The 24,995-nt window shown below is 54.6% G+C and carries 29 protein-coding genes; 8 read left to right on the forward strand and 21 right to left on the reverse strand.

Annotation, left to right across the window (positions count from 1 at the left end; all coding sequences use genetic code 11):
- Positions 1 to 106: 106 nt before the first annotated feature.
- The 13 genes from sigF to JCR24_RS16440 all read right to left on the reverse strand — a co-directional run bounded on the left by sigF (position 107) and on the right by JCR24_RS16440 (position 11,015).
- Positions 107 to 859, reverse strand: a complete 753-nt coding sequence (sigF, locus tag JCR24_RS16380; protein WP_011231790.1) for an RNA polymerase sporulation sigma factor SigF — start codon at positions 857 to 859, stop codon at positions 107 to 109.
- Positions 860 to 872: 13 nt separating this feature from the next.
- Positions 873 to 1,313 carry an anti-sigma F factor gene (gene spoIIAB / locus JCR24_RS16385; protein ID WP_011231791.1) on the reverse strand — a complete coding sequence of 147 codons (441 nt, stop codon included), beginning with the start codon at positions 1,311 to 1,313 and terminating at the stop codon, positions 873 to 875.
- A complete protein-coding gene (gene spoIIAA / locus JCR24_RS16390) occupies positions 1,314 to 1,664 on the reverse strand; it encodes an anti-sigma F factor antagonist (RefSeq protein WP_011231792.1) in 351 nt (116 codons plus the stop codon).
- A 125-nt stretch (positions 1,665 to 1,789) separates the two neighbouring features.
- Positions 1,790 to 2,965 carry a D-alanyl-D-alanine carboxypeptidase family protein gene (locus JCR24_RS16395; RefSeq protein WP_238981021.1) on the reverse strand — a complete coding sequence of 392 codons (1,176 nt, stop codon included), beginning with the start codon at positions 2,963 to 2,965 and terminating at the stop codon, positions 1,790 to 1,792.
- 167 nt (positions 2,966 to 3,132) lie between these two features.
- Positions 3,133 to 4,434 (reverse strand): pyrimidine-nucleoside phosphorylase, encoded by a 1,302-nt coding sequence (locus JCR24_RS16400; protein ID WP_238981022.1) that lies wholly within the window; start codon positions 4,432 to 4,434, stop codon positions 3,133 to 3,135.
- A 5-nt stretch (positions 4,435 to 4,439) separates the two neighbouring features.
- Positions 4,440 to 5,276, reverse strand: a complete 837-nt coding sequence (locus tag JCR24_RS16405; RefSeq protein ID WP_011231795.1) for a purine-nucleoside phosphorylase — start codon at positions 5,274 to 5,276, stop codon at positions 4,440 to 4,442.
- 29 nt (positions 5,277 to 5,305) lie between these two features.
- Complete coding sequence (deoB, locus tag JCR24_RS16410) at positions 5,306 to 6,493, reverse strand: phosphopentomutase (protein WP_020278266.1); 1,188 nt, start codon at positions 6,491 to 6,493, stop codon at positions 5,306 to 5,308.
- Positions 6,494 to 6,624: 131 nt separating this feature from the next.
- Positions 6,625 to 7,521, reverse strand: coding sequence for a site-specific tyrosine recombinase XerD (gene xerD, locus JCR24_RS16415; protein ID WP_238981023.1), 897 nt, complete (start codon positions 7,519 to 7,521; stop codon positions 6,625 to 6,627).
- 6 nt (positions 7,522 to 7,527) lie between these two features.
- Entirely contained in the window at positions 7,528 to 7,740 is a 213-nt protein-coding gene (locus tag JCR24_RS16420) for a YqzK family protein (RefSeq protein WP_011231798.1), read from the reverse strand.
- Between the two features lie 99 nt (positions 7,741 to 7,839).
- A complete protein-coding gene (gene fur / locus JCR24_RS16425; RefSeq protein WP_011231799.1) occupies positions 7,840 to 8,292 on the reverse strand; it encodes a ferric iron uptake transcriptional regulator in 453 nt (150 codons plus the stop codon).
- 97 nt (positions 8,293 to 8,389) lie between these two features.
- Positions 8,390 to 9,055 carry a stage II sporulation protein M gene (spoIIM, locus tag JCR24_RS16430; protein ID WP_013144830.1) on the reverse strand — a complete coding sequence of 222 codons (666 nt, stop codon included), beginning with the start codon at positions 9,053 to 9,055 and terminating at the stop codon, positions 8,390 to 8,392.
- A 219-nt stretch (positions 9,056 to 9,274) separates the two neighbouring features.
- Complete coding sequence (locus tag JCR24_RS16435) at positions 9,275 to 10,465, reverse strand: TIGR00375 family protein (protein WP_238981024.1); 1,191 nt, start codon at positions 10,463 to 10,465, stop codon at positions 9,275 to 9,277.
- On the reverse strand, positions 10,458 to 11,015 hold the full coding sequence (locus tag JCR24_RS16440) for an NUDIX domain-containing protein (RefSeq protein WP_238981025.1): 558 nt from the start codon (positions 11,013 to 11,015) through the stop codon (positions 10,458 to 10,460). Before JCR24_RS16440 ends, JCR24_RS16435 begins: the two co-directional genes overlap by 8 nt.
- Before the next feature lie 120 nt (positions 11,016 to 11,135).
- Between JCR24_RS16440 and JCR24_RS16445 the strand changes: the two genes are divergently transcribed.
- Positions 11,136 to 12,056 (forward strand): aldo/keto reductase, encoded by a 921-nt coding sequence (locus JCR24_RS16445; protein WP_238981026.1) that lies wholly within the window; start codon positions 11,136 to 11,138, stop codon positions 12,054 to 12,056.
- A 180-nt stretch (positions 12,057 to 12,236) separates the two neighbouring features.
- Here the strand turns inward: JCR24_RS16445 and JCR24_RS16450 are convergent, their stop codons facing one another.
- From JCR24_RS16450 to JCR24_RS16465, 4 genes are all read right to left on the reverse strand, one after another.
- Positions 12,237 to 13,478, reverse strand: a complete 1,242-nt coding sequence (locus JCR24_RS16450) for a CynX/NimT family MFS transporter (RefSeq protein WP_238981027.1) — start codon at positions 13,476 to 13,478, stop codon at positions 12,237 to 12,239.
- A 13-nt stretch (positions 13,479 to 13,491) separates the two neighbouring features.
- The gene (locus JCR24_RS16455; RefSeq protein ID WP_238981028.1) at positions 13,492 to 13,734 is read right to left on the reverse strand and encodes a YqkE family protein; all 243 of its coding nucleotides are present in this window, start codon (positions 13,732 to 13,734) and stop codon (positions 13,492 to 13,494) included.
- Positions 13,735 to 14,003: 269 nt separating this feature from the next.
- Positions 14,004 to 14,243, reverse strand: a complete 240-nt coding sequence (locus JCR24_RS16460; RefSeq protein ID WP_012820668.1) for a YqkC family protein — start codon at positions 14,241 to 14,243, stop codon at positions 14,004 to 14,006.
- Positions 14,233 to 14,577 carry an iron-sulfur cluster biosynthesis family protein gene (locus JCR24_RS16465; RefSeq protein ID WP_096224950.1) on the reverse strand — a complete coding sequence of 115 codons (345 nt, stop codon included), beginning with the start codon at positions 14,575 to 14,577 and terminating at the stop codon, positions 14,233 to 14,235. The genes JCR24_RS16460 and JCR24_RS16465 overlap by 11 nt, the downstream gene beginning before the upstream one ends.
- Positions 14,578 to 14,664: 87 nt before the next feature.
- On the opposite strand from JCR24_RS16465, the gene JCR24_RS16470 reads away from it, so the two are divergent.
- Both JCR24_RS16470 and JCR24_RS16475 read left to right on the forward strand, forming a co-directional pair.
- Positions 14,665 to 14,883 carry a CDGSH iron-sulfur domain-containing protein gene (locus tag JCR24_RS16470; RefSeq protein ID WP_011231809.1) on the forward strand — a complete coding sequence of 73 codons (219 nt, stop codon included), beginning with the start codon at positions 14,665 to 14,667 and terminating at the stop codon, positions 14,881 to 14,883.
- 15 nt (positions 14,884 to 14,898) lie between these two features.
- The gene (locus JCR24_RS16475) at positions 14,899 to 15,096 is read left to right on the forward strand and encodes a YqzH family protein (RefSeq protein WP_011231810.1); all 198 of its coding nucleotides are present in this window, start codon (positions 14,899 to 14,901) and stop codon (positions 15,094 to 15,096) included.
- A gap of 126 nt (positions 15,097 to 15,222) precedes the next feature.
- Here the strand turns inward: JCR24_RS16475 and JCR24_RS16480 are convergent, their stop codons facing one another.
- Together JCR24_RS16480 and JCR24_RS16485 are read right to left on the reverse strand one after the other, a co-directional pair.
- Positions 15,223 to 16,011 carry an SDR family NAD(P)-dependent oxidoreductase gene (locus JCR24_RS16480; RefSeq protein WP_013144822.1) on the reverse strand — a complete coding sequence of 263 codons (789 nt, stop codon included), beginning with the start codon at positions 16,009 to 16,011 and terminating at the stop codon, positions 15,223 to 15,225.
- Entirely contained in the window at positions 16,002 to 16,973 is a 972-nt protein-coding gene (locus JCR24_RS16485; RefSeq protein WP_012820663.1) for an MBL fold metallo-hydrolase, read from the reverse strand. Before JCR24_RS16485 ends, JCR24_RS16480 begins: the two co-directional genes overlap by 10 nt.
- A gap of 509 nt (positions 16,974 to 17,482) precedes the next feature.
- Between JCR24_RS16485 and proI the strand changes: the two genes are divergently transcribed.
- Both proI and namA read left to right on the forward strand, forming a co-directional pair.
- A complete protein-coding gene (gene proI / locus JCR24_RS16490; RefSeq protein WP_238981029.1) occupies positions 17,483 to 18,322 on the forward strand; it encodes a pyrroline-5-carboxylate reductase ProI in 840 nt (279 codons plus the stop codon).
- Between the two features lie 140 nt (positions 18,323 to 18,462).
- Complete coding sequence (namA, locus tag JCR24_RS16495; protein ID WP_011231814.1) at positions 18,463 to 19,485, forward strand: NADPH dehydrogenase NamA; 1,023 nt, start codon at positions 18,463 to 18,465, stop codon at positions 19,483 to 19,485.
- Here the strand turns inward: namA and rnz are convergent.
- Entirely contained in the window at positions 19,482 to 20,405 is a 924-nt protein-coding gene (gene rnz, locus JCR24_RS16500; protein ID WP_062898758.1) for a ribonuclease Z, read from the reverse strand. The two genes, namA and rnz, sit on opposite strands and share 4 nt — an antisense overlap.
- Positions 20,406 to 20,634: 229 nt before the next feature.
- On the opposite strand from rnz, the gene zwf reads away from it, so the two are divergent.
- From zwf to JCR24_RS16515, 3 genes are all read left to right on the forward strand, one after another.
- A complete protein-coding gene (zwf, locus tag JCR24_RS16505) occupies positions 20,635 to 22,128 on the forward strand; it encodes a glucose-6-phosphate dehydrogenase (protein WP_011231816.1) in 1,494 nt (497 codons plus the stop codon).
- Between the two features lie 99 nt (positions 22,129 to 22,227).
- The gene (locus JCR24_RS16510) at positions 22,228 to 22,845 is read left to right on the forward strand and encodes a cyclase family protein (protein WP_238981030.1); all 618 of its coding nucleotides are present in this window, start codon (positions 22,228 to 22,230) and stop codon (positions 22,843 to 22,845) included.
- Positions 22,846 to 23,062: 217 nt separating this feature from the next.
- On the forward strand, positions 23,063 to 23,374 hold the full coding sequence (locus JCR24_RS16515; protein WP_238981031.1) for an AbrB/MazE/SpoVT family DNA-binding domain-containing protein: 312 nt from the start codon (positions 23,063 to 23,065) through the stop codon (positions 23,372 to 23,374).
- An 85-nt stretch (positions 23,375 to 23,459) separates the two neighbouring features.
- On the opposite strand, the gene JCR24_RS16520 is transcribed toward JCR24_RS16515, so the two are convergent.
- Positions 23,460 to 24,827 carry a glycoside hydrolase family 1 protein gene (locus JCR24_RS16520; RefSeq protein WP_238981032.1) on the reverse strand — a complete coding sequence of 456 codons (1,368 nt, stop codon included), beginning with the start codon at positions 24,825 to 24,827 and terminating at the stop codon, positions 23,460 to 23,462.
- Positions 24,828 to 24,995: the final 168 nt, after the last annotated feature.

Below are 24,995 nucleotides of genomic sequence, written 5' to 3' on the forward strand. Positions count from 1 at the left end.
CTCCGTGCGGACAAAATGGACTATCCGTCCATTTTGTTGCTCACTCCGTGCGGACAAAATGGACTATCCGTCTATTTTGTTGCTCACTCCGTGCGGACAAAATGGACTATCCGTCCATTTTGTCCTTTATGTGCTGCAATATTTTCTTTTCCAGCCGGGATACTTGCACTTGAGAGATGCCGAGCCTCGATGCCACTTCGGACTGGGTTTGGTCTTTGTAATAGCGCAAATAGACGATCAGCCTCTCACGCTCGTCGAGTTCTTCGATCGCTTTTTTTAAGGCGATTTTGTCAAACCATGACGCTTCGTCGGCGTCAGCAATTTGATCAAGCAACGTAATCGGATCGCCGTCGTTTTCGTACACCGTTTCGTGAATCGATGTCGGCGAGCGGACCGCCTCTTGAGCCAGAACGACGTCTTCTGGCGAAATGCCTAAATGGTCGGCGATTTCCGTAACCGTCGGCGCCCGCCCGCGCGTTTTCGACAGCTCATCTTTCGCCTTGCGGATTTTGTTGCCCATCTCTTTCAGCGAACGGCTCACTTTGACGGTGCCGTCGTCGCGAAGAAACCGCTGAATCTCCCCAATGATCATCGGCACGGCGTACGTCGAAAACTTGACGTCATACGACAGGTCAAACTTGTCGACCGACTTTAACAAGCCGATGCAGCCGATTTGAAACAAGTCGTCCGCTTCATAGCCGCGGTTTAAAAAACGTTGAACGACCGACCAGACGAGGCGCATGTTTTTTTCAATAATTTCATCACGCGCTTCTTGATCGCCTTCTTGGCTGCGGCGGATCAGCTCTTTCATCTCCTGATCTTTGATTGGCGACTGATCTTGCTTGACATCGACATCCATAGGCATGTCTCCCTCAGTTACATAACGCTTTGCTTTTCGCAATATGCTTTTTCAAATACACAGTCGTCCCTTTGTTCACTTCCGACTCGACGATGACTTCGTCCATGAAGTTTTCCATAATGGTAAAGCCCATCCCTGACCGCTCGAGCTCGGGCTTTGTCGTAAACAACGGCTGGCGCGCTTCTTCGATGTCAGGAATGCCGACTCCTTCGTCTCTCACCGTCAAATGGACGACACCGTCTTCAATGATGACCGAAATGGAGACGATGCCGTTCGGATCGTTGTTGTAGCCGTGAATGATCGCGTTTGTCACCGCCTCAGAGACAACCGTTTTAATTTCCGTCAGTTCGTCCATCGTCGGGTCAAGCTGGGCGACGAACGCCGCCACGGTCACACGGGCGAACGATTCATTTTCGCTGCGGGCAGAAAATTGGAGGTGCATTTCATTGCGCATTTACGCCACCCCCAATGCTTGCAAGGCGAATTGCTCATCCGCCTCAACGCGGATGATTTTAAACAGACCCGACATGTCAAACAGCCGTTTGACGGCCGGCGATACGGCGCATACAACCATCTGCCCGCCGACGTTTTTGATTTGTTTATAGCGTCCGAGAATGACGCCGAGGCCAGAGCTGTCCATGAACGTCAATTGTCCTAAATTGAGCACGATGTGGCGGATCGCTCGGTTTTCGAGCACATCCGTCACTTGTTCACGCAATTCTTCGGCTGTATGATGGTCAAGCTCCCCAGACAGGCGAACGATGAGCACGTCTTGCTTCACTTCCAAGTCGATCGCGAGACTCACAGCGTGTTCCCCCTTGTCCATTTCAGGATATGGAGACATTTCGCTGCTGTCCGTCCGAAATCCTGCCGCTCGACAAAACTAGTGGTCGTTCGCCAAAGAGAGCGAAAAGACCGCAAAACTTGACATTATCCCACTTGCACGAAGCGGCTAAACACCCGCTTAAACAAGTCCCAAAAGCTCGCTTCTTCGACCGTTTGCTTGGCGACGATCGGGCTGTGCAAAATTTCTTTTCCATCCTGTTTTAAAATGAGGACGCCAAGCTCATCGCCTTTGCGAACGGGTGCTTTCACATTGTCTTTCACTTTGATCACTTTTTCGATCTGCTCGACCGACTGCCCTTTTTTCGTCAGCACCGACACCGGCTCCGACGTCACCGCTTCGACGGATGACCGTTTGCCTTTGCTTATGTTGACGCGGGCGACAGTTTCATTCCGTTTGTACACCGGGTGAGTTCGATATTGGGAAAACGCGTAATCGAGCATCTTCGTAATTTGCGCATTGCGCGATTTCGGCGTCGGCGCTCCAAACACAACAGCGATGACGCGCATGCCGTTCTTTTTCGCCGTGGCGGTCAAACAATATTTCGCTTCGGCTGTATATCCGGTTTTCAGGCCGTCAACGCCCGGATAAAATTTGACAAGCCGGTTCGTATTGACGAGCCAAAACTTTTTGTCCGTATTTTCGCGCAAATAGTCTTCGTATTTGCTCGTATATTTGGTAATATCTTCATATTTCAACAGTTCGCGCGCCATCATGGCCATATCATAAGCGCTGCTGTAGTGATGTTCCGCCGGCAGGCCGGTCGCATTGGCGAAATGGGTGTTTTTTAAGCCAAGCTGTTTCGCTTTTTCATTCATCATCTCGACAAATGCTTCTTCCGACCCGGCGATCTGCTCAGCCATAGCGACCGACGCGTCGTTGGCCGAACCGATGGCAATGCCGCGCAGCAGCTCATCGACGGTCATTTCCTCGCCCGGCTCGAGGAAAATTTGCGATCCACCCATTGACGCGGCGTATTCGCTCGCCCGCACTTTTTCATCGTAGGACAGCTTTCCTTCATCGATGGCTTCCATGACTAGCAGCATCGTCATAATTTTCGTCATGCTCGCCGGCGGCAATGGTTCATGGGCATTTTTTTCATACAATACTTTGCCGGTGTCGCGTTCAATCAAAATGGCTGATTTCGCCTCATCGGCCAGCTTCACTTTCGCCTCCTTCATCTCTTTCGCCTCGGCATGGGCAGAAAGAGGAAGAAAAAGAAGAAACGGCAATAAAAGAAGACGAGTGACTTTCGTTTTCATCTCCCAAACCTCCATTCTTTATACATGCCATTTTTTCCAGGCGAGATATTTTTATACAAAAAACAGCTCATTTTCCAAAAAACAAAAAAAAACGCCTGAAACACGCGTTTCAGGCGTCTTCTACTTGAACAACTGCTTTTTTCCTTGCGGATCGCCAGCGTCCCTCTCTATACGATGGTCTCATAAATGAGCGGCGGCCGAGCAACCGGCTGCGGCGACAGACGAATAGCCGCCTCGATCTTTTCTTTCACGTCAAGCACATCTGGCCGGTTGCTGTGAATCGTGGCGAGCGCTTCCCCTTTCTGCACGCGATCGCCGATTTTTTTATGGAGCACAATGCCGACCGCCAAATCGATCATGTCTTCTTTTTTCGCCCGGCCGGCGCCGAGCCACATGGCGGCCGTGCCGATGTCATCGGCGGCCATCTCGGCGACATAGCCGTCGGCAGCCGCCGTGACGGTCGACGTATAGGCCGCCTTTGGCAATTTATCCAGATCGTCGACGACCGATGCATCTCCACCTTGAGCGGCCAAAAACGTTTTGAACGCCGCGATGGCGGCCCCGCTGCGAATCGCCTCTTCAAGCAAACGGCGCGCCTCATCAAGCGATGGCGCCTTCTCCGCCAAATAGACCATATGGCTGCCGAGCGTCAAACAAAGTTCGGTTAAATCGTGCGGCCCGTTTCCTTTTAACGTTTCGATGGCCTCTTTCACTTCCAAGGCGTTGCCGACGGCATAGCCGAGCGGCTGGCTCATGTCAGAAATGACCGCCATCGTCCGGCGGCCGACGCGCTTGCCAATGTCGACCATCGCTCGAGCGAGCCGGCGCGCCTCGTCAAGTTTCTTCATAAACGCTCCGGCGCCCGTTTTCACATCCAAGACGATGGCATCAGCCCCAGCGGCGATTTTTTTGCTCATGATCGACGAGGCGATGAGCGGAATGCTGTTGACGGTCGCCGTCACATCGCGAAGCGCATATAGCTTTTTGTCAGCCGGTGTCAAATCGCCCGTTTGGCCGATAATGGCGATTCGGTTTTCATTCACGAGTCGAATGAACTCGTCTTTGCTGATCTCGACATGAAACCCGGGCACGGACTCGAGTTTGTCGATCGTGCCGCCCGTATGGCCGAGGCCGCGCCCAGACATTTTCGCCACCGGCACGCCGACAGAAGCGACAAGCGGCCCTAAAACGAGCGTCGTCGTATCGCCGACCCCGCCGGTCGAATGTTTATCGACTTTCACGCCGCGAATACTCGACAAATCGAGCATTTCGCCGGAGTGCACCATCGCCATCGTCAGCGCGGCCGTTTCTTCCTCGGTCATGCCGCGGAAATAAATCGCCATCGCGAGCGCGCTCATTTGGTAATCGGGAATGTTCCCGTTTGTATACCCTCGGACGATCCACTCAATTTCTTCCTTCGTCAGCGCCTTTCCGTCGCGCTTTTTCGCAATCAAATCGACCATTCGCATCGCGATCACCTTTTTCGTTTTGATTTCGCCATTTCGGCGACAATCGCTTTCACAAACCGCAAAAAGTCCGTCTTCACCCGCTCGGCCGTTTCAACCACTTCGTCGTGGTGAAGCGGAGCATCCGACATCCCTGCAGCCATATTCGAAATGCACGAAATGCCGAGCACCTCAATGCCGCCGTGGCGGGCGACGATCACTTCCGGGACGGTCGACATGCCGACCGCATCGCCGCCGAGCGTACGAATCATGCGGATTTCCGCCGGCGTTTCGTACGACGGCCCCGTATTGGCGACATATACTCCTTCATGCACGCGAACGCCAAGTCTCGCCGCCGTTTCCTTGGCGAGCTCGCGCAGCCGCCGGCTGTACGCTTCCGTCATGTCCGGAAAGCGCGGACCAAGCTCCGGATCGTTCGGACCAATGAGCGGATTTGTGCCCAGCAAGTTGATATGGTCGGAAATGATCATGAAATCGCCGGGCTGGAACCGTTCGTTGATGCCGCCCGCAGCGTTTGTCACGATCAATTCACGGACGCCAAGCGCCTTCATCACCCGGACGGGAAACGTCACTTCCTGAAGCGAATACCCTTCATAATAATGAAACCGCCCTTGCATGGCGACAACGGTCGCCCCCTCAAGCCGCCCATATACGAGCCGTCCAGCGTGTCCTTCAACGGTCGACACTGGAAATCCGGGAATATCTTCATACGGAATGCGAACCGCCTCTTCGATTTCATCAGCGAGCACGCCGAGCCCCGAGCCGAGAATGAGACCGATTTCAGGCGGAGTTGGCATCAATGGGCGCAAATGACCGGCGGTTTTTTCAATCGCTTGTCGATCCATTCTTTTCCCCCTCATCGTTCTTTATGAAGTTAGGCCAAATCAGCCAAAAAGCTTGTTCCGTACGGCGGCCGGTTGACTTGGAAGTTATCCGCAATCGTTGCGCCGACATCGGCAAACGTCTCGCGGACTGGGAGCGGCTTGCCGCCGCGAAATCGCGGGCTGTACACAAGAAGCGGCACATATTCGCGCGTATGGTCAGTTCCGTGGTGAATCGGGTCGTTGCCGTGGTCAGCGGTGATGATAAGCAAGTCGTCCGCTGTCAAGCGCGGCAACACATCGGCAAGCCGGGCGTCAAACTCTTCGAGCGCATCGCCGTAACCTTTTGGGTCGCGGCGATGGCCGTATTTAGCGTCAAAATCGACGAGATTGACGAAACTCAACCCGGTAAAGTCCATGCCGAGCGTGTCGACGAGCTTATCCATTCCGTCCATATTGGATGTCGTTCGCAACGACTGGGTAACTCCTTCATTGTCGTAAATATCGGCGATCTTCCCGATGGCAATCACTTCATAACCGGCGTCTTTCAATTCATTCATCACCGTTTTGCCAAACGGCTTAAGCGCATAGTCGTGCCGGTTGGCGGTTCGCTCAAAATGGCCGGGTTTGCCGATGAACGGTCGGGCAATGACGCGCCCGACCATATACGGCTCGTCGCGCGTCAATTCACGAGCGATTTCGCAAATGCGGTACAATTCATCAAGCGGCACAACTTGTTCATGGGCGGCGATTTGCAAGACGGAGTCGGCTGATGTATAGACGATGATCGCCCCTGTTTTCATATGCTCTTCGCCAAGCTCTTCGATGATCGCTGTTCCGCTCGCCGGTTTGTTGCCGATCACGTTCCGGCCGGTGCGCCGCTCGAGCTCAGCGATCAATTCATCTGGGAACCCGTTCGGAAAGACGCGGAACGGCTTGTCGATGCGAAGGCCCATCAGCTCCCAATGGCCTGTCATCGTATCTTTTCCAGCCGATGCTTCCTTCATTTTTGTATAGTACGCGAGCGGTCGCTCGACTTTCGGCACCCCTTTGATCTCACGAATATGGCTTAGGCCGAGCTTCGCCATGTTCGGCATATAGAGGCCGCCGCGATACTCAGCGATATGGCCGAGCGTATCCGCTCCTTTGTCGTTGTATTTCTCGGCATCCGGCGCCTCGCCGATGCCGACTGAATCCATCACAATCAAAAAAACGCGCCGGTATGTCGTTTTCACATTCATTCCCCCTGCCTGCAATGAAAAATGGAGTCTCTTTCTATCGTTCCCGTATTTTCGCGAAAACACGCCTATGGCCAATTGGTCAGAAGTCTGACAACTAAAACGACAGGCAAGCGCCTAGCATACGGCAGCTGCTAGGCGCGCGGGTGGTACTGTTTGTACACGTCTTTTAGGCGCGTTTTCGTAACATGCGTATACATTTGCGTCGTCGAAATGTCGGCATGCCCAAGCAACTCTTGCACAGCGCGCAAATCGGCTCCGTTCTCAAGCAGATGCGTCGCAAACGAATGCCGAAGCGTATGCGGCGTCAATTCTTTTTCGATGCCGGCTTCTTTCGCGAGCCGCTTTAAAATTTTCCAAAACCCTTGCCGTGTCAACCGCTGGCCATAATGGTTCAAAAACAGCGCCTCCGTTGCCCGTCGTCGCGGATTGACAAGCTGCGGGCGCCCTCGCTCCAAATAGTGGGCAAGCGCTTCAATCGCCATGCGCCCGATCGGCACGATCCGCTCTTTCCGCCCTTTTCCATAGCAGCGGACAAACCCCATCGTCAAATGCACGTCGCTTAAGTTGAGCTGCACAAGCTCACTGACGCGCATGCCGGTCGCATACAACAGCTCCAGCATCGCCTTGTCGCGCAGCCCAAACGGTGTGCTCACTTGCGGCGCTGCAAGCAGCGCCTCGACTTCCTCGACCGACAGCACTTTCGGCAGCGTCCGTTCAAACTGCGGCGTTTCGATATGGACGGTCGGGTCTTGCGCCGCGATTTTCTCCCTTAGCAAAAACTGATGAAACGAACGGATCGACGCCAAATGGCGGGCGATCGTCCGCGCCGATTGCCCTTGTTCGCTTAAAAACTTTAAAAAATGGAGAATATGGAGGCGCTCCACTTCGCCCCACGCCCGAAGCTGCTCGACTTGGCGCAAATAGCGGACGTATTTTTTCAAATCGCGTTCATATGAAACGATCGTATTGTGCGCCAAATTCCGCTCCACCGTCAAATAATGCAGAAAATCTTTCAACTCGTATTCCAACGCTCTCTACTCCCCATCGCGATAAAAAAATAACAGCCGGTCGAGCCAACTTGGCGGCGCACTCTCCGCCGCCGATACTTTGACCGCCGATCCCTTCGGCTCATCGTATCGGTGGTAATACTCGTACTCGCGGTTAAACCATACAAGACTATAATAAAATAAAATGGTGCATCCCGTAAATAAAAGAAACACTTTCACCATTTGCCAAACGGTTTTCATGGCATCCTCCCTATCAGCTGCTTGTCAGCTTGCTAGTATGAGGATATGCCATTTGTTTCGTTGTTTATACGCAAAAAACCTTTCCCGTTGGAAAAGGTTTTATTTTTCTTCATGCTTTTGCTGGCAACGGTGACAAATGCCGTGGAACGTCAAACGATGGTCTTTAATTTTAAATTTCCACTTCTCCTCAACAATCGCTTCGACATCCTCAAGCAAATCTTCTTGAATTTCCGCCACCGACCCGCATTCTAAGCAGATGAGGTGGTGATGGAAATGGGCCGCTCCTTCCTTGCGGAGGTCATAGCGCGACACCCCGTCCCCGAAATTGATTTTATCGACAATTTTCAGCTCGGTTAACAGCTCGAGCGTCCGATAAACGGTCGCCAACCCGATTTCTGGGGATTTTTCTTTCACGAGGAGGTAGACGTCTTCCGCGCTTAAATGGTCTTCTTCATGTTCAAGCAGGACTCTTACCGTCGCTTCCCGCTGCGGCGTTAACTTGTAACCCGCCGAATGCAGCTGCTTCTTGATTCGTTCCACACGATCTTCCATCTTTTCATTCCTCCCTCGCCATTCACCCATCATTATAACAAATGCACGAGGGAAGTATCAAAGTAAAATCACTATTATGAAGAAATGATAATGGTTATTATATAATATTCATTATGATTAAACTCATTGTCCATTGAACCGCCTGTTTCATCAATGCCGGCGAAAGATATGCCTCGACCGCTGAGGAAAGAAGCAGCCCAAGGGCGACAGCCGCCATCGCCGCTGCGTAGCGCATCACCATCGGAAACATCGATCCATGCGGCCGCTTCATAAACTGGTTGCGCACCATGTGCAAGGAAAACGAAATCGAAATGACGCCCATGACGATCATGAGTGGAATGGCCACCAAATTTTGCGGCATGATGGACACAAACGACAAAAGAAACCCGCGCCAACCCATTTGGTTGACTAAAAAGCCAACCGTAAAGCCGACAACGACGCCTTTGAAAAACAGCAAAACAAGAATGATCGGCAAGCCAATGACAGAAATGCCAAGCACCCACATCAGCGCGGTATATTTGACGTTGTGCATATAGCTTTGCCGGAACATATCATGGGCGCTTGCGATATTGTCTTTTGACACTTGTCCAAAAAATTGCGTCAAGTAATAGTACAAGTCTTGCTTTTGACTGAAACCGAGGCTGTTGACGACAATGGCGCCGAAAATGACGCCCATGAGAAACAGGACGATGACAAACACGTACAGCGAAGCATGTTCACGCCAATGAACAGCGATAGCCGATTTCAGCGGATGGGTTCTCATTGTGCTTCGTCCTCCTACTTTGTCTCTTAGTAGATTGTATGTCCATCCGCTTTCGGTATGACTGTTTTTCTAAAAGGCTGGTGATGTAATAAAAAAGCAGCTCAACACCGACGTGTGACCAACTCCACGGGCGGCACGCCGCCTCGGTCCATTGGCGCATGGCTGGGCCAAGCAGCACGCACGGCATGATGATGAACGGCAGGAGCGCTGCCCGAGTGGTTACCCCTCCCGCACTTTCCCGTATCTCCCACCGCCCCCGGCCTCGATATGGAGCGCACCGCTGCGGGCAAGGACGATCAGTTGGGCCAACTTTTCTCCCACCGTCTCCGCGATCTCTTCCTCCGCCGCCTCATGAAGAACGCTCATTTCCGTGCCAAAACGGGCGAGCAGCTTTTCATACGCTTTTGGACCAAGGCCGGGGATGAATTCAAGCGGCACTTGATAAATGTACGGCGGCCGTTTCGGCCCGCGTTCCGCCGTTTTCAGCTCCGCAAGCCGGTCAAACACGCCTTTCACGAAGCGATGATGGCCGCATGCCGCACAGCGGTCGACGTCCGGTGCAGCCGGCGCAAGACAGCGCTCGCACACTGTCTGGTGATATTTTCCGAGTTTGGGATTTAAACCGTAGTTGGCGACAATCGCGCGCCCGTCTTCACCGCGCAGCGCTTTTTCAAATTCGGCAAACGTCGGGGCGGCGAGCCGCACTTCTTCATATTCACGGGCGATTTTCCGCAGCGAATGGGCATCGGAATTCGTCAAGTACGGGTAGCGATGCAATTCGGCGATCTGGTCCGCCATCGCCGTGTCGGCGCTTAACCCAAGTTCAATGGCATCAATCCAATCCGGGTCAAACACTTCTGTCAGGCTGTGCTTGACCCCTTTTCCGTACAAGCTTTTAAACGGGGTGAACGCGTGCGCGGGAATGAACCAGCCGCCCTGCTCTTTCGCGGCAGCTTGCAGCTCACGGCCGGACACGTAAATGCGCTGTGAACTGAGCGACACGTTCTTTACCCGTTTGCCAAGCCAGCCGGAAAACGTGCGCATCGTCTGCACAGTCGGCAAAAAAACGAGCACGTGGATCGGTCCATGGCAATGGTCGTCATATACTTCGATTTCACTGCCTAACAAAAGCGTCACCTTCCCGGCGCTGACGCCGCCCCCCTCATGTTCGCGCCAACCGTGCTTCTCCATTGCCCGCTCGAGCTCGTCCAGCACTTCGGGCACATGGCTGTCAATGACACCGACGAGGTCGATCCCTTTCACCTCAGCCGCCTCATGCAAGATGTTCTCAAGCGTCAACGTGCGCGCCCCCGTAATTTTCACCGGGCGGCCCGAGGCGGTGCGGCCGATGTGAATATGTAAATCAGCGTAATAACGGCCGAGGCCGCCCGCGTGTGTTTGATCAGGCATTTTGCTCCCCCAACGCGCGGCGCAACTGCAAATATTGCAAAGCGTACGCCGTTTTGGCGTCATAAATTTCGCGTCGTTCCAGCATATGAAGCGCCTCCTCCAATGTCACTTCCAACAGCTCGACAAACTCATCTTCATCCAAACCGGCGCCGTCCTCCGCTTTTTCCAGCCCCTCGGCGACATACAAATGAATGAGCTCATCGGCAAACCCCGGGGACGTATAAAAAGAAATCAGATGGCGCATCGATTGGGCGCGGTAGCCCGTTTCCTCTTCCAGCTCGCGGTGTGCGGAAGCGAGCGGCTCTTCCCCATGTTCTAGCTTGCCCGCCGGAATCTCGACTAATGCGCACTCCAACGCTTTTCGGTACTGGCGGACAAGAACGATTTTCCCGTCCGGCAACAGCGGCAGCACCGCCACCGCCCCCGGATGTTTGATCACCTCGCGCCGGCTCGTTTTCCCATTTGGCAACTCGACTTCCTCGATATACAAGTCAATGATGCGGCCGCTGAACAGCTTCTCTCTGCGGATTGTTTTTTCATACAGCTCCATGTTCATTCTCCCCTATCAAATTGGATCGATTCTTTTCCATTGTACTACATGTTTGGCCATTTTTTCGCTTCCGTTGTACAATGAACATATCATTATCGATCGCGAAAGGGGGCGCAAAAAATGAACAAACGCCGCATCGGCACATCAGACTTATACGTCAGCGAAATTGGACTCGGCTGCATGTCGCTCGGCACGGATGAGCGCCATGCCATCTATCTCATCCATGAAGCATTGGAGCGCGGCATCAACTACTTGGATACAGCCGATTTATACGACCGCGGCTTAAACGAGGAATTTGTCGGCAAAGCGGTGAAAGGAAAACGCGACCAAGTCATCATCGCGACAAAAGTCGGCAACCGTTGGCGCCGAGACGGAAGCGGCTGGGACTGGGATCCGTCAAAAGCCTATATCAAACAAGCGGTCAAAGAGAGCCTGCGCCGTCTGCAAACGGACTACATTGACTTATACCAGCTCCACGGCGGCACGATCGACGACCCGATCGATGAGACGATTGAAGCGTTCGAAGAGCTGAAGCAAGAAGGCGTCATCCGTTGGTACGGCATCTCCTCGATCCGCCCAAACGTCATTCGCGAATATGTGAAGCGCTCGAACATCGTCAGCGTCATGATGCAATACAGCTTGCTTGACCGTCGGCCGGAAGAATGGTTCCCGCTTCTTCGCGAACATCACATCAGCGTGATCGCCCGCGGTCCGGTCGCTAGAGGCTTGCTCACCAGCCGCCCGCTTGAACAAGCGAGCAGCGCGGTGAAAGAACACGGCTACCTCGATTATTCATACGAGGAACTGCAGGCGCTCATCCCGAAGCTGAAGGAAAAAACGGCCGGGCGCCGTTCATTGACCGCGACCGCGCTGCAATTTTGCCTGTATGACCCGGTCGTTGCTGCCGTCATCCCGGGCGCAAGCCGGCTTCGGCAGCTTGAGGAAAACATCGCCGCCGCTTCCGCCCCGCCGCTTGGCCGCGACGAATACGAATGGCTGAAACAAACGACAAAACGCTCGGTGTATGAAGCGCACCGATAAGCGCAGGAATCGCCATCGTGCTTCATTCCGACGCCTATTGCCGGCGAAGCCAGCAACAACCGCAGGCCGCAGCCTCTATTCCCTGCCTATGTGCGTCACTGAACTTGCCGGCGGCCATGGCGCTGACAAGAGGCAAAACGAAAAAACAAACCAAAAGAGCCCGACAGCTGCCAATGTCCGTTACGGGCTCTTTTTTCCAAATGGACCGGCCGCTCCCACAAAAGTCGATCCATCCTCTTCCACATACTGATTCCTCGCCGCCCCCAACCCGAACGCCATCATGGCCGCACAGACGGCCAACAACATGCCAAGCGGAGCGGTAAACCGTCCAGCCGCATCATACAATAGGCCAAACAGCGGCGGACCGGAAGCCGCCAGCAAGTAGCCGACCGATTGGGCCATGGCCGACAGCTGGGCGGCTTCCAGCGGACGGCGCGTGCGCAAAGTAAACAGCATCATCGCCAGCGAAAACGCCATGCCGGCGCCGATGCCGGCGAAAAGCGCCCCAACCCAAAGCAGCCAACCTTGGCCAGCCAAAAAGGCGATCGTTCCAAAAGCCATGAGCAACACCGCCGAGCCGATCAGCACTTTTTGATTGTCCATCCGCTCCGCGAGCATCGGAGAGACGAACATCATCGGCAACTGGGCAAACTGGAAGAAAAAGAGCAGCCATCCGGCTGTATCGGCCGCCAAGCCCTTGCTTTGGCCAAGCTCCGGCAGCCACGTGACGATGCAATAAAAGAACAAGGATTGCAGCCCCATAAACAGCGTCACTTGCCAGGCAAGCGCCGATCGCCAAAGCGAAGAGCGTCGGCTTCCCGCCGGGACGCCGCTTGACTTCTGGCGCCAAGCTTGCGGCAGCCAAACGACAAGCGACAACGCGGCAACCAGCGCCCAAAAGCGAAACGCCCCTTGCCAGCCAAGCCCCCAGCCATCCGCAAGCGGAACGGCAATCCCGGAGGCGAACGCCGCGCTCATGTTCATCGTCACCGTATAAATGCCCATCATGAAGCCTACTCGTTCAGGAAACGATTCTTTCACCAGCGCCGGCATCAAGACGTTGTCCACTGCAATGGCCGCACCGATCAGCACCGTGCCGGCAAACAGCCAAGAACTGTCGGAGAGCGGCCGGAGAAGCTCGCCAACGAGCAACACGATCAACGAAAAAAAGAGCGTCCGCTTCATCCCGAACCGGCGGGCGAGAGTCGCGGCGGCCGGCGCCAAGAAGGCAAACGCCAAAAGCGGAATCGTCGTCAACGCCCCAGCGGCGGCGTAGGAAAGGCCAAGTTCCCGCTGCAAGTGGGAAACGAGCGGACCGACTGTCGTAAGCGGCGCGCGCAAATTGACGGCCAGCGCGACGACCGCCGCGGACGCCCATAACGGAATGGAAGAAGCGCGCTCCGCTGCCGCATTCCGTTTCATCCTCCATCCTCCTCTACTTAAACTTCCGCCAGTCAAGCTCGCTTTCCTCAAGCAGCTCGGCAAATGATTTCTGTTCCTCACGGCGGCGCTCTTCCTCGCGACGCCGCGCCTCTTCCGCCGCCAGACGCCGCTGTTCTTCCTCGGCAAGTGCGCGCTTTTTCTCAAGCAACTTCGCCTCCACCGCGGCGCCAAGCCGATCGGCGATCGTCAAGGCCTCCGTCCCTTGCTCTTTTTTTCGCCCGATCTTCTTCATCATGTCCGCCCCCTTGCATAACAATCGTTCATTTGTCAAACGATACAACTACACGACAAAGAAAAGGAGAGATGATGGATGGTGAAAAACCGCGCCCAAAAAGGAAAACCGTCCGCTGATACGGTCAAGCCGGTGATCGCAAAAGAAGAGCTGGAAAAAGCAACCCACCCGACCAAGCGGCAAAACAGTCCTCAATGACATAGAAATGGCATATGCGGATTTTTATAGAAAGGGGCGCCCTGCAGCCCAAACCGGCTTTCAGGGCATCCCCTTTACAACACCTCGGTGATGTGCGGCATATGCTCGCCAAGCCAAGCAATGGCCGCCTCAAGCGTCGGAAACTCTTTCGTTTCAAACGTCATTTCGTTTTGCAGCAGCCAGACGTCTTTCGCCTCATGATACGGGCCGGCGACCGACCAATGAAGCAAGCTGTACGGATCGTTTTCATGGGTGAACGACACCCATGTTTTTTGCTTCGCCGCCTTTGCGAGCTGCTCTAGCTTACCGTTCATGGCCGGATTTCACCTCAACAAGCGGCATATGACCATTCAACGTTTGCCCTGGGCTTTTGAGCTGAAAAACGGTCGTTCCCGGCTTGACGTCAATCGTCATCGCTTCATCAAAAAAGATGAGCCGCGACCGTTCCACGAGCACGGGTGCGAAATTCGTCTCAACGGCCAAATCATCGTCATCGGCTTTGTCGACAAGCCATAGCGCCGGCACGCCGTCGACCAAACAGCCGCAGCCGTCAGTGTCAAACATCAACTTTAACTGCCGTCCGGATTCCGCTACAATAGAGGCAAGCGCCCGTTTGGCTGCATCCGTAAACGTGATGTACAGACTCATAGCTGGCTCCTTTTCCCTTTGATTTCCTTTATTTATTTTACCTGTCAACATGAGAAACTGTCAAAACAAAGCAAGGAGGAAAAAGCGATGGCAAAAGTGCAAATCAAAGTGAACGACAACGGCTCGCTGCGCGTCACCGGCGATGTTGAACTGCTCGATGGAGAAGGAAAGCCGTTTGTGACCAAACAAACGTTTTCGCTCTGCCGTTGCGGGCTGTCGAACAACAAACCGTTTTGCGACGGTTCGCACAAAGGCCGCTTCCAATCCGTTGTCCGCGCCCCTTTGCCGGAAACGGATAAACAATAAGGCGGTGAGAAGCCGATGGACGAACGATGGCTGCAAAAACAAGTGCGCAACTGCCTGCGGCATTATGGCTATGATGATGACATGATGCCGCTTGGCGAAGACGACTGGCGCGAGCTTTGCACCCGCATTGCCGCCGCCAAAGAGAGGCAGCCAAACGCGGACATCTATGAACTTGTCCATGACGCCGTCTACCGGTTCATCACCAGCGCTTGACCCGGCTCGTGTCAAACGAACACGGGGTTGGCCCCAAAGGCCATCTTTCTTCAAGAAGAGGAAAGGCGTTTCGCGCGTCTAGAAGATGATCAGAAAGGGTGCCCCTTATATTTGGGACACCCTCGCTTACTTTTGGAAAAACGCCCGCTTTGCCACCTTTTCCACAAGACCCGGAGCGAGCCGGTACAGCCGGCTGCCGAGATCCATCCAGCGCGGCATGTTCACTTCGCGCGTTGGCGTCATCATCGCGGCAACAACGCGCTTCGCCACCGCCTCCGGCCTTAACATCCAACGCGAGACATTGCGCACATACTCTCCCGATTCATCAGCGGTCGAAAAAAAGTTTGTCTCCACCGGCCCCGGATTGACGGTCGTGACAAAAATGCCAAAGCGCCCCGCCTCGAGGCGGAGGCTGTCGGTAAAGCCAACGACCGCGTGTTTCGTCGCGGAATAGACGCTCGACTTCGGCGTCGCGATTTTGCCGGCTTGCGACGCAATGTTGATAATATGGCCGCTTCCTCTCTCTTTCATATGCGAATACACCGCCTTCGTGCAGGCGATGAGGCCGAAGACGTTGACGGCAAACATCCTCTCCATTTCATCCAAGTCGATGTCCTCGACATAGCGAAAGACGCCAAACCCGGCGTTGTTGACCAACACATCGATCGCGCCAAGGTCCGCAATGAGCTGGGAAACGACCGCCTCGATCATGCCGCGGTCGCTGACATCAAGCGATGCATACGGGGCGCGAATGCCGGTTTGCGCTTCGATCCGCGCGCTGATTTCTTTCAGCCTTTCTTCACTGCGCGCCAAGAGCACCGGCACCGCCCCTTGGCGCGCCGCTTCATAGGCGATTTGCTCGCCAATTCCTCCCGACGCTCCGGTAATGACGACATGGCGCCCCTTCAGCCGCACACCGACACCCCCGCCGCTTCGTAAACGTATCGGCCGGCTTCCTGTTTTTTCGTCACATACCCGTTCGCCTCGAGATAATCAAGCTGGCCGATTGTCTCCGACATCGTCAGCATGAGCTGGCGTTCGTAAGCCGTTGGGAACAGCTTTTGACAAACGTCAAACACCGTATGCGGGCGTTCTTTCACCATTTCGAGCACCCGCTCGGCGCGCTGGCGCTGCTTACCCAGCCGCTCGCGAACGAGCGCCGGAATATCGGTCGCATCGTCGCCATGGCCGTTTAGCGAGCGAACGATATCGTATTGCAGCATTTTTTGCAGCGACTCGTTGTACTGCAACAACGGTTTCGGCCGTCCCGTCTCCCCTTCCGCCGGCGGCTCCATCATTGGATTCGGGGAAATATGAACAAGCAAATGATCGCCGCCGATCAGCAACCCATCCGCCTCGCGGTAGAGGGCGATATGGCTTTGCGCATGCCCCGGCGTTTCGATGACCTGCCACCCGGGCATCCCCGGCACCGCGTCCCCTTCCGTCACCATGATGTCAAGCCCGCGCCGGCTTGCGTATCGAAGCGATCCGCCTTCTTTGGACAGCTGACTGAACAAACGGCGGTCGACGCCGCATTCCGTAAAAAATTCCTGAAAAAATTGGACGTACCGCTCCATAAACGAACGTTCACGGCGCAAAAACGGATCCGCTTTCGGATGGCCGATGATCGGCGCATGCGGAAAATAATCAAGCAAGCCGACATGATCCGGATGATGGTGAGTAATGACGATTTGTTCAATATCCTCTGGCGCATAACCGACCTCGCCAAGCTGCTTCACAAACAGCTGCCATGCTTCCTCTGTTTTCACTCCGGCATCGACCAGCGTCAACCGATCGCCGGCGATCACGTACATATGCACATCGCCGACCGGAAACGGCGTCGGCACCGTGATCCGATACACTCGTTCCTCGTTCATTGCGTTCCCTTCTTTCCTCAAGTTCATGAACCATCCCGTTCGAACCGTTTCATCAGTCAAAATGAATAGTGATTCATTATATTTTATTTTACAGTTTACACCGATTTCATCCATTTGTCATGCCTTTTTCTTCCGCACGACGAAATTGCAAAAAAATTCGCTCTCCTCTCTTGACAACAGCGCCTGTCCCGCGGCATAATGACTAATAACATCACGGATACGGCAAACCGGCGATGAACAGGGCCAGTAAACCGCAAACGGCACCAGAGAGCGAAGCCCGCGGCTGGAAGGCTTTGCGGCCCTCTTTGCGGTTGAACCTACCCTAGGAGCTGTTAGGCCAACCTAAACGCCTCCCCGGCGTTATCGGGGCAGAGTCGGGCCTGTTTGGCGCTTGGGCCAAATCGGGCCAAAAAAGGTGGTACCGCGGAAACGAAGGTTTTCCGTCCTTTTGCAGGACGGGAAACCTTTTTCTTTTGGATGGATACACCAAGGCAAGGAGGAGTGGAATGATGAACAACGAACGAACGATCGCGCTCATCGGCGCCGGCTCGATGGCGGAAGCGCTCATCGCCGGCATGACGAAAGCGTTTTGCCATCCGGCGCACATTGTCGTCGCCAACCGACAAAACCGCGCTCGGCTCGAGGAGCTGGCGCGCCAATACGGTGTTTGCACGGCGGGTTGCGCGCAAGAAGCCGTCAAACAAGCGGATATCGTCATTTTGGCGATGAAGCCGAAAGATGTCGTCGAAGCGATGAACGCCATCGCACCGACCCTCCGCGCCCATCAGCTCATTCTTTCACTGCTCGCCGGCATCACGACCGAGACGATCGAACGACTCGCCGGACGCAACATCCCTGTCGTGCGCGCCATGCCAAACACATCCGCCGCCGTCGGCTTATCGGCGACCGCGATCGCCGGCGGCCGCTTCGCCGCGAAAGAACATCTTGAGGTCGCCAAACAGCTGTTTGAAACGGTCGGCATCGTCGCTGTTGTGTCGGAGAAGGACTTGCATGCGGTCACCGGCCTGTCCGGGAGCGGTCCGGCGTATGTGTATTACTTGGTCGAAGCGATGGAAAAAGCGGCGGCCGACATCGGCCTTGAGCGAGATGTCGCCAAACGGCTCATTTTGCAAACGATCATCGGCGCAGCCGAGATGCTAAAAGCGTCCGACAAGCACCCATCCGTCCTGCGCCGTGAAGTCACGAGCCCAGGCGGCACGACCGAAGCCGGCATTGGCGTGCTTGAGCAATACCGGTTCCAAGAAGCGGTCATCGCCTGCATCCGCCGGGCGACGGCCCGCTCCGAAGAGCTCGGCAGCGCTCTTCTCGCTGCCATCGCCGAAGCGTAAAGAGCGGACCTCCGGAGCGCGCCGCTCCTTTTCCCGCCTAGCCCGAACACGGCGACAATCCGTTTTATTTTGTTTTTGATAAGCAGCGTGCTATCATTCAGTAATGAACCATTCATTGGCCTAGAAAGGAGCTGCTTGTCATGAACACGATGCTGTTTTCGCCGTATACAATCCGCGGGCTGACGCTGAAAAACCGAATTGTCATGTCGCCGATGTGCATGTATTCGTGCGACACGAAAGACGGCGCCGTACGCACGTGGCATAAAATCCACTACCCGGCTCGCGCTGTCGGCCAAGTCGGCTTGATTATCGTTGAAGCGACCGGCGTGACGCCGCAAGGTCGCATTTCTGAACGCGACTTAGGCATTTGGAGCGATGACCATATCGCCGGGCTTCGCGAACTCGTTGGGCTTGTGAAAGAGCATGGGGCGGCCATCGGCATCCAGCTTGCCCATGCGGGGAGAAAATCGCAAGTGCCGGGAGAGATCATCGCTCCGTCAGCCGTCCCGTTTGATGATTCGTCGCCGACGCCAAAAGAAATGACGAAAGCCGACATTGAAGAAACGGTGCAAGCGTTCCAAAACGGCGCACGGCGCGCGAAGGAAGCCGGCTTTGACGTCATTGAAATCCATGCCGCCCACGGCTACCTCATTAACGAATTTTTATCGCCGCTCTCCAACCGGCGCCAAGACGAGTACGGCGGCTCTCCGGAAAACCGTTACCGTTTCTTGGGCGAGGTGATCGACGCTGTCCGCGAGGTGTGGGACGGACCGCTTTTTGTCCGCATCTCGGCGTCCGACTACCATCCGGACGGGCTGACGGCCAAAGACTATGTCCCATACGCCAAGCGGATGAAAGAACAAGGAGTCGACCTCGTCGATGTCAGCTCCGGCGCTATTGTTCCGGCGCGCATGAACGTCTATCCCGGCTACCAAGTGCCATTTGCCGAACTGATCCGCCGTGAAGCAGACATCCCGACCGGCGCTGTCGGCCTCATTACGTCCGGCTGGCAAGCGGAAGAAATTTTGCAAAACGGCCGCGCCGATCTCGTCTTTTTGGGGCGCGAGCTGCTGCGCAACCCGTATTGGCCATACGCCGCGGCGAGAGAGCTGGGCGCAAAAATCTCGGCGCCCGTCCAATATGAGCGCGGCTGGCGGTTTTAACCGCGCGGGATCGAAAACGAGGCGAAATCAACGGCGAGCTCGGTGTTCGGAAACACGCTGCGCGCCTCGGCGACGAGCTGCAGCGCCGCCTCACCTTGGTAGCGAGAGCTGATATGGGTCAAAATAAGCCGCTTCGCTCCGGCCCGCCTCGCCACCTCGGCTGCATCTGTGGTCGTGGAATGGAAATAGTCATGGGCCAGCCGCTGTTCCGCCGCGGCAAACGTCGCCTCGTGGACGACGACATCGGCATCGCGGGCGAGTTCAATCGCCGCTTCGCAAAAACGGGTGTCGCCGAGCACCGCGACGATCCGCCCTTTTTGCGGCGGGCCGACAAACTCACGCCCGTCGATGACCGTGCCGTCATCCAGCACGACCGTTTTTCCTTGCTTAATTTCTTGATAAATCGGGCCGGGGCGGACGCCGAGTGCTTGCAATCGCTCGACCAAGAGCGGGCCGGGCAAATCTTTTTCAACGACGCGGAAACCGTATGACGGCATGCCGTGATCGAGCCGTTTGGCGATGACGGAAAACCGTTCATCGTCAAAAATGACGCCCTCATCGATCTCCACAATGTTCAGTTCATACCGGAGCTTTGTCCCGCTGACGGCAAGGGCCGTTTCGACAAACGAGCGAATGCCTTTTGGGCCGAAGACCGTAAGCGGCGTTTCGCCGCTTTGAAACGAACGGCTGCCAAGCAGCCCAGGCAGGCCGAATAGATGATCGCCATGCAAATGGGTGATGAAAATATGCTCAATGCGGCGCGGGCGAATGGCGGTATGCAAAATTTGATGCTGCGTCGCTTCGCCGCAGTCAAACAGCCATGTCGCCCCGCGCTCGTCAAGCAGCTGCAAAGCGACGGACGATACATTGCGCTCTTTCGCCGGCACGCCGGCGCCCGTACCTAAAAACAACAGTTCCAACGCGCTTCACTCCTTTTTCTCGCTCAATATGGCCTGTTGTTAGCGTACCAATGTCAAAACCGCTTTTCAACTTTCTTTTGCGCTCAAAAACGCCGGGTTGGCGCCCGGCTCTTTCATGAACATAAAATGCTTTGCCTCCTGAACGCAACAAAGTGTTTGCGTTCCGACCGGCAAACCTCTACAATGGTTTCATTGAAGAGAAAAATTTGGCTAAAGCGAGGTACATACGGTGGACAACATGAATCCGAAATCGATCATCGTCATTTTCGGAGCGACGGGAGATTTGGCGAAACGGAAACTGTTTCCGTCCCTTTACCGCCTGTATGAAAAAGGGCATTTGAACGAGCAATTCGCTGTCGTCGGCGTCGCGCGCCGCCCGTTGTCGGCCGACGAGTTCCGGAACTATGTGCGCGACTCGGTCGAAACGGCGTTTCACCAAAAGCTCGCCGACGGCCGATTCACCTCCCATTTCTATTACCATCCGTTCGACGTGACGGAAGCCGAGTCGTACCAGCGCTTAAAGTCGCTCCTCGAACAGCTCGACGGCACATACAAGACCGAAGGCAACCGCATCTTTTATTTGGCGATGGCGCCGGAATTTTTCGGCACCGTTACTTCCCGCTTGCAGTCGGAAGGATTGACGGAAACGCACGGCTTTAAGCGGCTCGTCATCGAAAAGCCGTTCGGGCATGACTTGGCGAGCGCCGAGAAGCTGAATGACGAGATTCGCCGCGTCTTTTCCGAGCGGGAAATCTACCGGATCGACCATTACCTCGGCAAAGAAATGGTGCAAAACATCGAGGTCATCCGCTTTTCAAACGCCATTTTCGAGCCGCTTTGGAACAACCGGTTCATCGCCAACATTCAAATCACATCGAGCGAAACGCTCGGCGTCGAAGACCGCGGCCGCTACTACGACCATTCCGGGGCGCTGCGCGACATGGTGCAAAACCATATGCTGCAAATGGTCGCTCTGTTGGCGATGGAACCGCCGATCAAATTAACGACCGATGACATCCGCCATGAAAAAGTGAAAGTGTTGCGCGCCTTGCGCCCGATTGCGCACGATGAAGTCGACCGCTATTTCGTGCGCGGCCAATACGGGCGCGGGGTGATCCACGGCAAAAACGTGCCGGCGTATCGCGAGGAGCCGAACGTCGATCCGGACTCGAACACGGAAACGTTCGTCGCTGGAAAACTCCTGATCGACAACTTCCGTTGGGCTGGCGTGCCGTTTTACATTCGCACCGGCAAACGGATGGCGGAAAAATCGACGAAAATCGTCGTCCAATTTAAAGATGTACCGATGAACTTGTATTACCGGACGAATGAGACGATCGCCCCGAACTTGCTCGTCATCCACATCCAGCCGGACGAAGGGATCACCCTTCATTTAAACGGCAAAAAAACCGGGGAATCGACGACCATAACAGCTCCATTTCAACTCGACTATTGCAACAACTGCATCGATGGGATCAACACGCCGGAAGCGTACGAAAAGCTGCTGTACGACTGCATGCGCGGCGACGCGACAAACTTCACCCATTGGGATGAGGTAGCAGCGTCATGGCAGTTTGTCGACCCAATTTCTGAGGTGTGGGCGAACACAAAAGCTTCCGACTTTCCGAACTACGCGGCTGGCTCCATGGGCCCGGCGGCCGCGGACGAGCTGCTCAAAAAAGACGGCTTCCACTGGTGGCCGATCGAGCATCCGCGTTCGTAAAGACGCGATGGCCCGCCTGTTGCGCCTATCGCGTCCTCTTTGACAAACCAACATGGGGCGCTTGCCCCTTTATCCCTCATGCAAAGGAGCGAATGAACGATGAAGGTGTATGACGTCACCGCCCCGATTTACGAGGGCATGCCCGTGTATAAAAACAAACCAGAAAAACAGCCGAAACGCACAACGATCACCAACGGTTATGTGACCGAATCGCGCATTGACATGGACGTGCACACCGGCACGCACATTGACGCGCCCCTCCATATGGTCGAAGGCGGGGCGACGTTTGAAACGATTCCATTGAACGACCTCGTCGGCCCGTGCAAGCTGTTCGATTTAACCGATGTCAACGACCGGATCACGAAAGACGACATCGCGCATCTTGACATTCAAGAAGGGGACTTCGTTCTGTTTAAAACGAAAAACTCCTTTGATGATGCATTTAACTTTGAGTTTATTTTCGTCGCCGAAGACGCGGCTCGTTATTTGGCCGACAAACAAATCCGCGGCGTCGGCATCGACGCCCTTGGCATTGAGCGAGCGCAAGAAGGCCATCCGACCCATAAAACGCTGTTTTCGGCCGGCGTCATCATCATCGAAGGGCTGCGGCTGAAAGACGTCCCCGAAGGACGCTATTTCATGGTCGCCGCCCCGCTCAAACTCGTCGGCACCGACGCCGCTCCGGCGCGCGTCTTGCTGTTTGACCGCGAGCCGTAAAAACAGCCGGTCCCTTGATGGGACCGATTTTTTTCATTCTCATTCAAGAAGACCCCATGTCTATGTGTGAACGGGGCAAGAGGGCGTTCAACGTCCGTTCTCATATCGTTGCTGACCACACATGTTTCTTGCTGGACAAAAAATCATACGATTTTTAATGATTGATTCAACACAAACATAAGTATAAAAAGCGTTCTCGAAAGGAGTGAACGCTTCGATGGAGAAGGGGAATGTTTCTGCTCAACCATCGCCTATCGTCATGAAAGCGACAAGCAAACTGTCTAGCCGAGGGCAAGTGGTCATTCCTGCTGAAATCAGGAAAACATTATGCCTTGCTAAAGGCGACGATCTTACGTTTATTGTAAATGAAGATGGGGAAATCAAAGTGGAAGTCACGAAGAAATATCGCTTGTCACAATTAATCGGCATTCTCAAAACCAATCAGCCGTTCCGCCCCGTTGAGGAAATCCGAGATGAAGTATATCGTACGATGGGAGCAAAAGAATTGAAAGACGGGGAGGAAAACTAAGTGGCTCGCAAATATTTGAAACGATAGAACATTCGCCACGATCGTCCAAAGAACTGGTGAAAAGGCGGGGCTTCCCCGCCTCTTTTTACAGCTCTTCCCCGTTCGTGCGAATGACGCGCTGGAACCAATAAAAACTTTTTTTCTTATAGCGCTTCAAATCGCGCAAGTTCTCGTCGTCGCGGTTGACGAAAATGACGCCGTAGCGCTTGCGCATCTCCCCTTGCGAGCTTAATAGATCCGTCGCCCCCCACATCAAATAGCCGATCACCTCGACCCCTTCTTCCATGGCCATCTTCATTTGTTCGATATGGCGGCGCAAATAGTCGATCCGCTCATCATCTTCGACCGTGCCGTCCTCATTCAGCTCCTCCTCAAGCCCGATGCCGTTTTCGGTGATGAAAATCGGCATTTCGTAACGGGCATACACGTCTTTTAAGGCAATCCGCAAACCGATCGGATCGATCGCCCAGCCCCATTTCGTCTTTGGCAAATAGGGATTCGGCTCAAGCCCTTTGATGATCCGCTCATCTTGCTCCTGATGGCGGACGATTTGGCTTTGATAGTAGCTGAACGACAAAAAGTCGACCGTCTGCGAACGGAGCAACTCCTCATCCCCGGCTTCGAGCGGCAGGCAGATTCCTTTTTTCTCAAGTCGGTTGGTCACATAACGCGGATAGGCGCCGCGGGCGAACACATCAAAGAAGAAATCAATGAACAGCTCTTTCGCCTGCACGTTCGCCAAAGCGTCTTCCGGCCGGCATGTCGCCGGATACGTCGTCAAATACGTCACCATCCCGCCGATCTTCGCCTCGGGAGCGATTTCGCGCAGCGCCTTCACCGCTTTCGCGTGGGCGATGAACACATTATGACAGACGCGGTAGGCAAACGCTTCCGGGTCTTCGTCTTCCGGGCAGATCGCCCCCCATAAATGCGGTTGTTCGAGCACTAAATTTTGTTCGTTGAACGTCAGCCAATAGTTCACTTTCCCGCGGTAACGCTCAAATATGGTGCGCGCGTACCGCTCAAACAAGTCGACGACTTTCCGCGAGGCAAAGCCGTTGTACGTTTTCGCCAACGCCAGCGGCAAATCAAAATGGTACAGCGTAATGACCGGCTCGATGCCGTTCGCTCTCAATTCATCAAACACGGCGTCATAAAACGCCAAGCCCGCTTCATTCGGCTCCCCTTCCCCGTCCGGAAAAATGCGCGTCCAAGCGATGCTCGTCCGGTAGGCGGTAAAGCCGAGCTCCTTGAACAAAGCGATGTCTTCTTTGTAGCGATGGTAAAAATCGACCGCCACTTTCCAGTCGGAATGCCCTTTTGGAATCGGGCGCGCATCAACGATCGACAGCCCTTTGCCGCCTTCGTTCCACGCCCCTTCCGTCTGAAACGACGTCACCGCCCCGCCCCATAAAAAGTTGTCGGGGATGATCGATTTTCGTTGTGATGACACGACAAATCCCTCCACGTGCGAACGAACAATATTCTTTGAATCCATAATAACTCATTGTTTTATATACTTTCCTGTAGATGAGCAAATTCACTGACATAAATTTACAACTAAACAAAAAAGGAGACATGAACCCGATTCCTTGGTTAGAATAGATGTACCACCAACTAT

This window comes from Geobacillus sp. YHL, from assembly GCF_022341265.1.
Classification (GTDB): Bacteria; Bacillota; Bacilli; order Bacillales; family Anoxybacillaceae; genus Geobacillus; species Geobacillus thermoleovorans.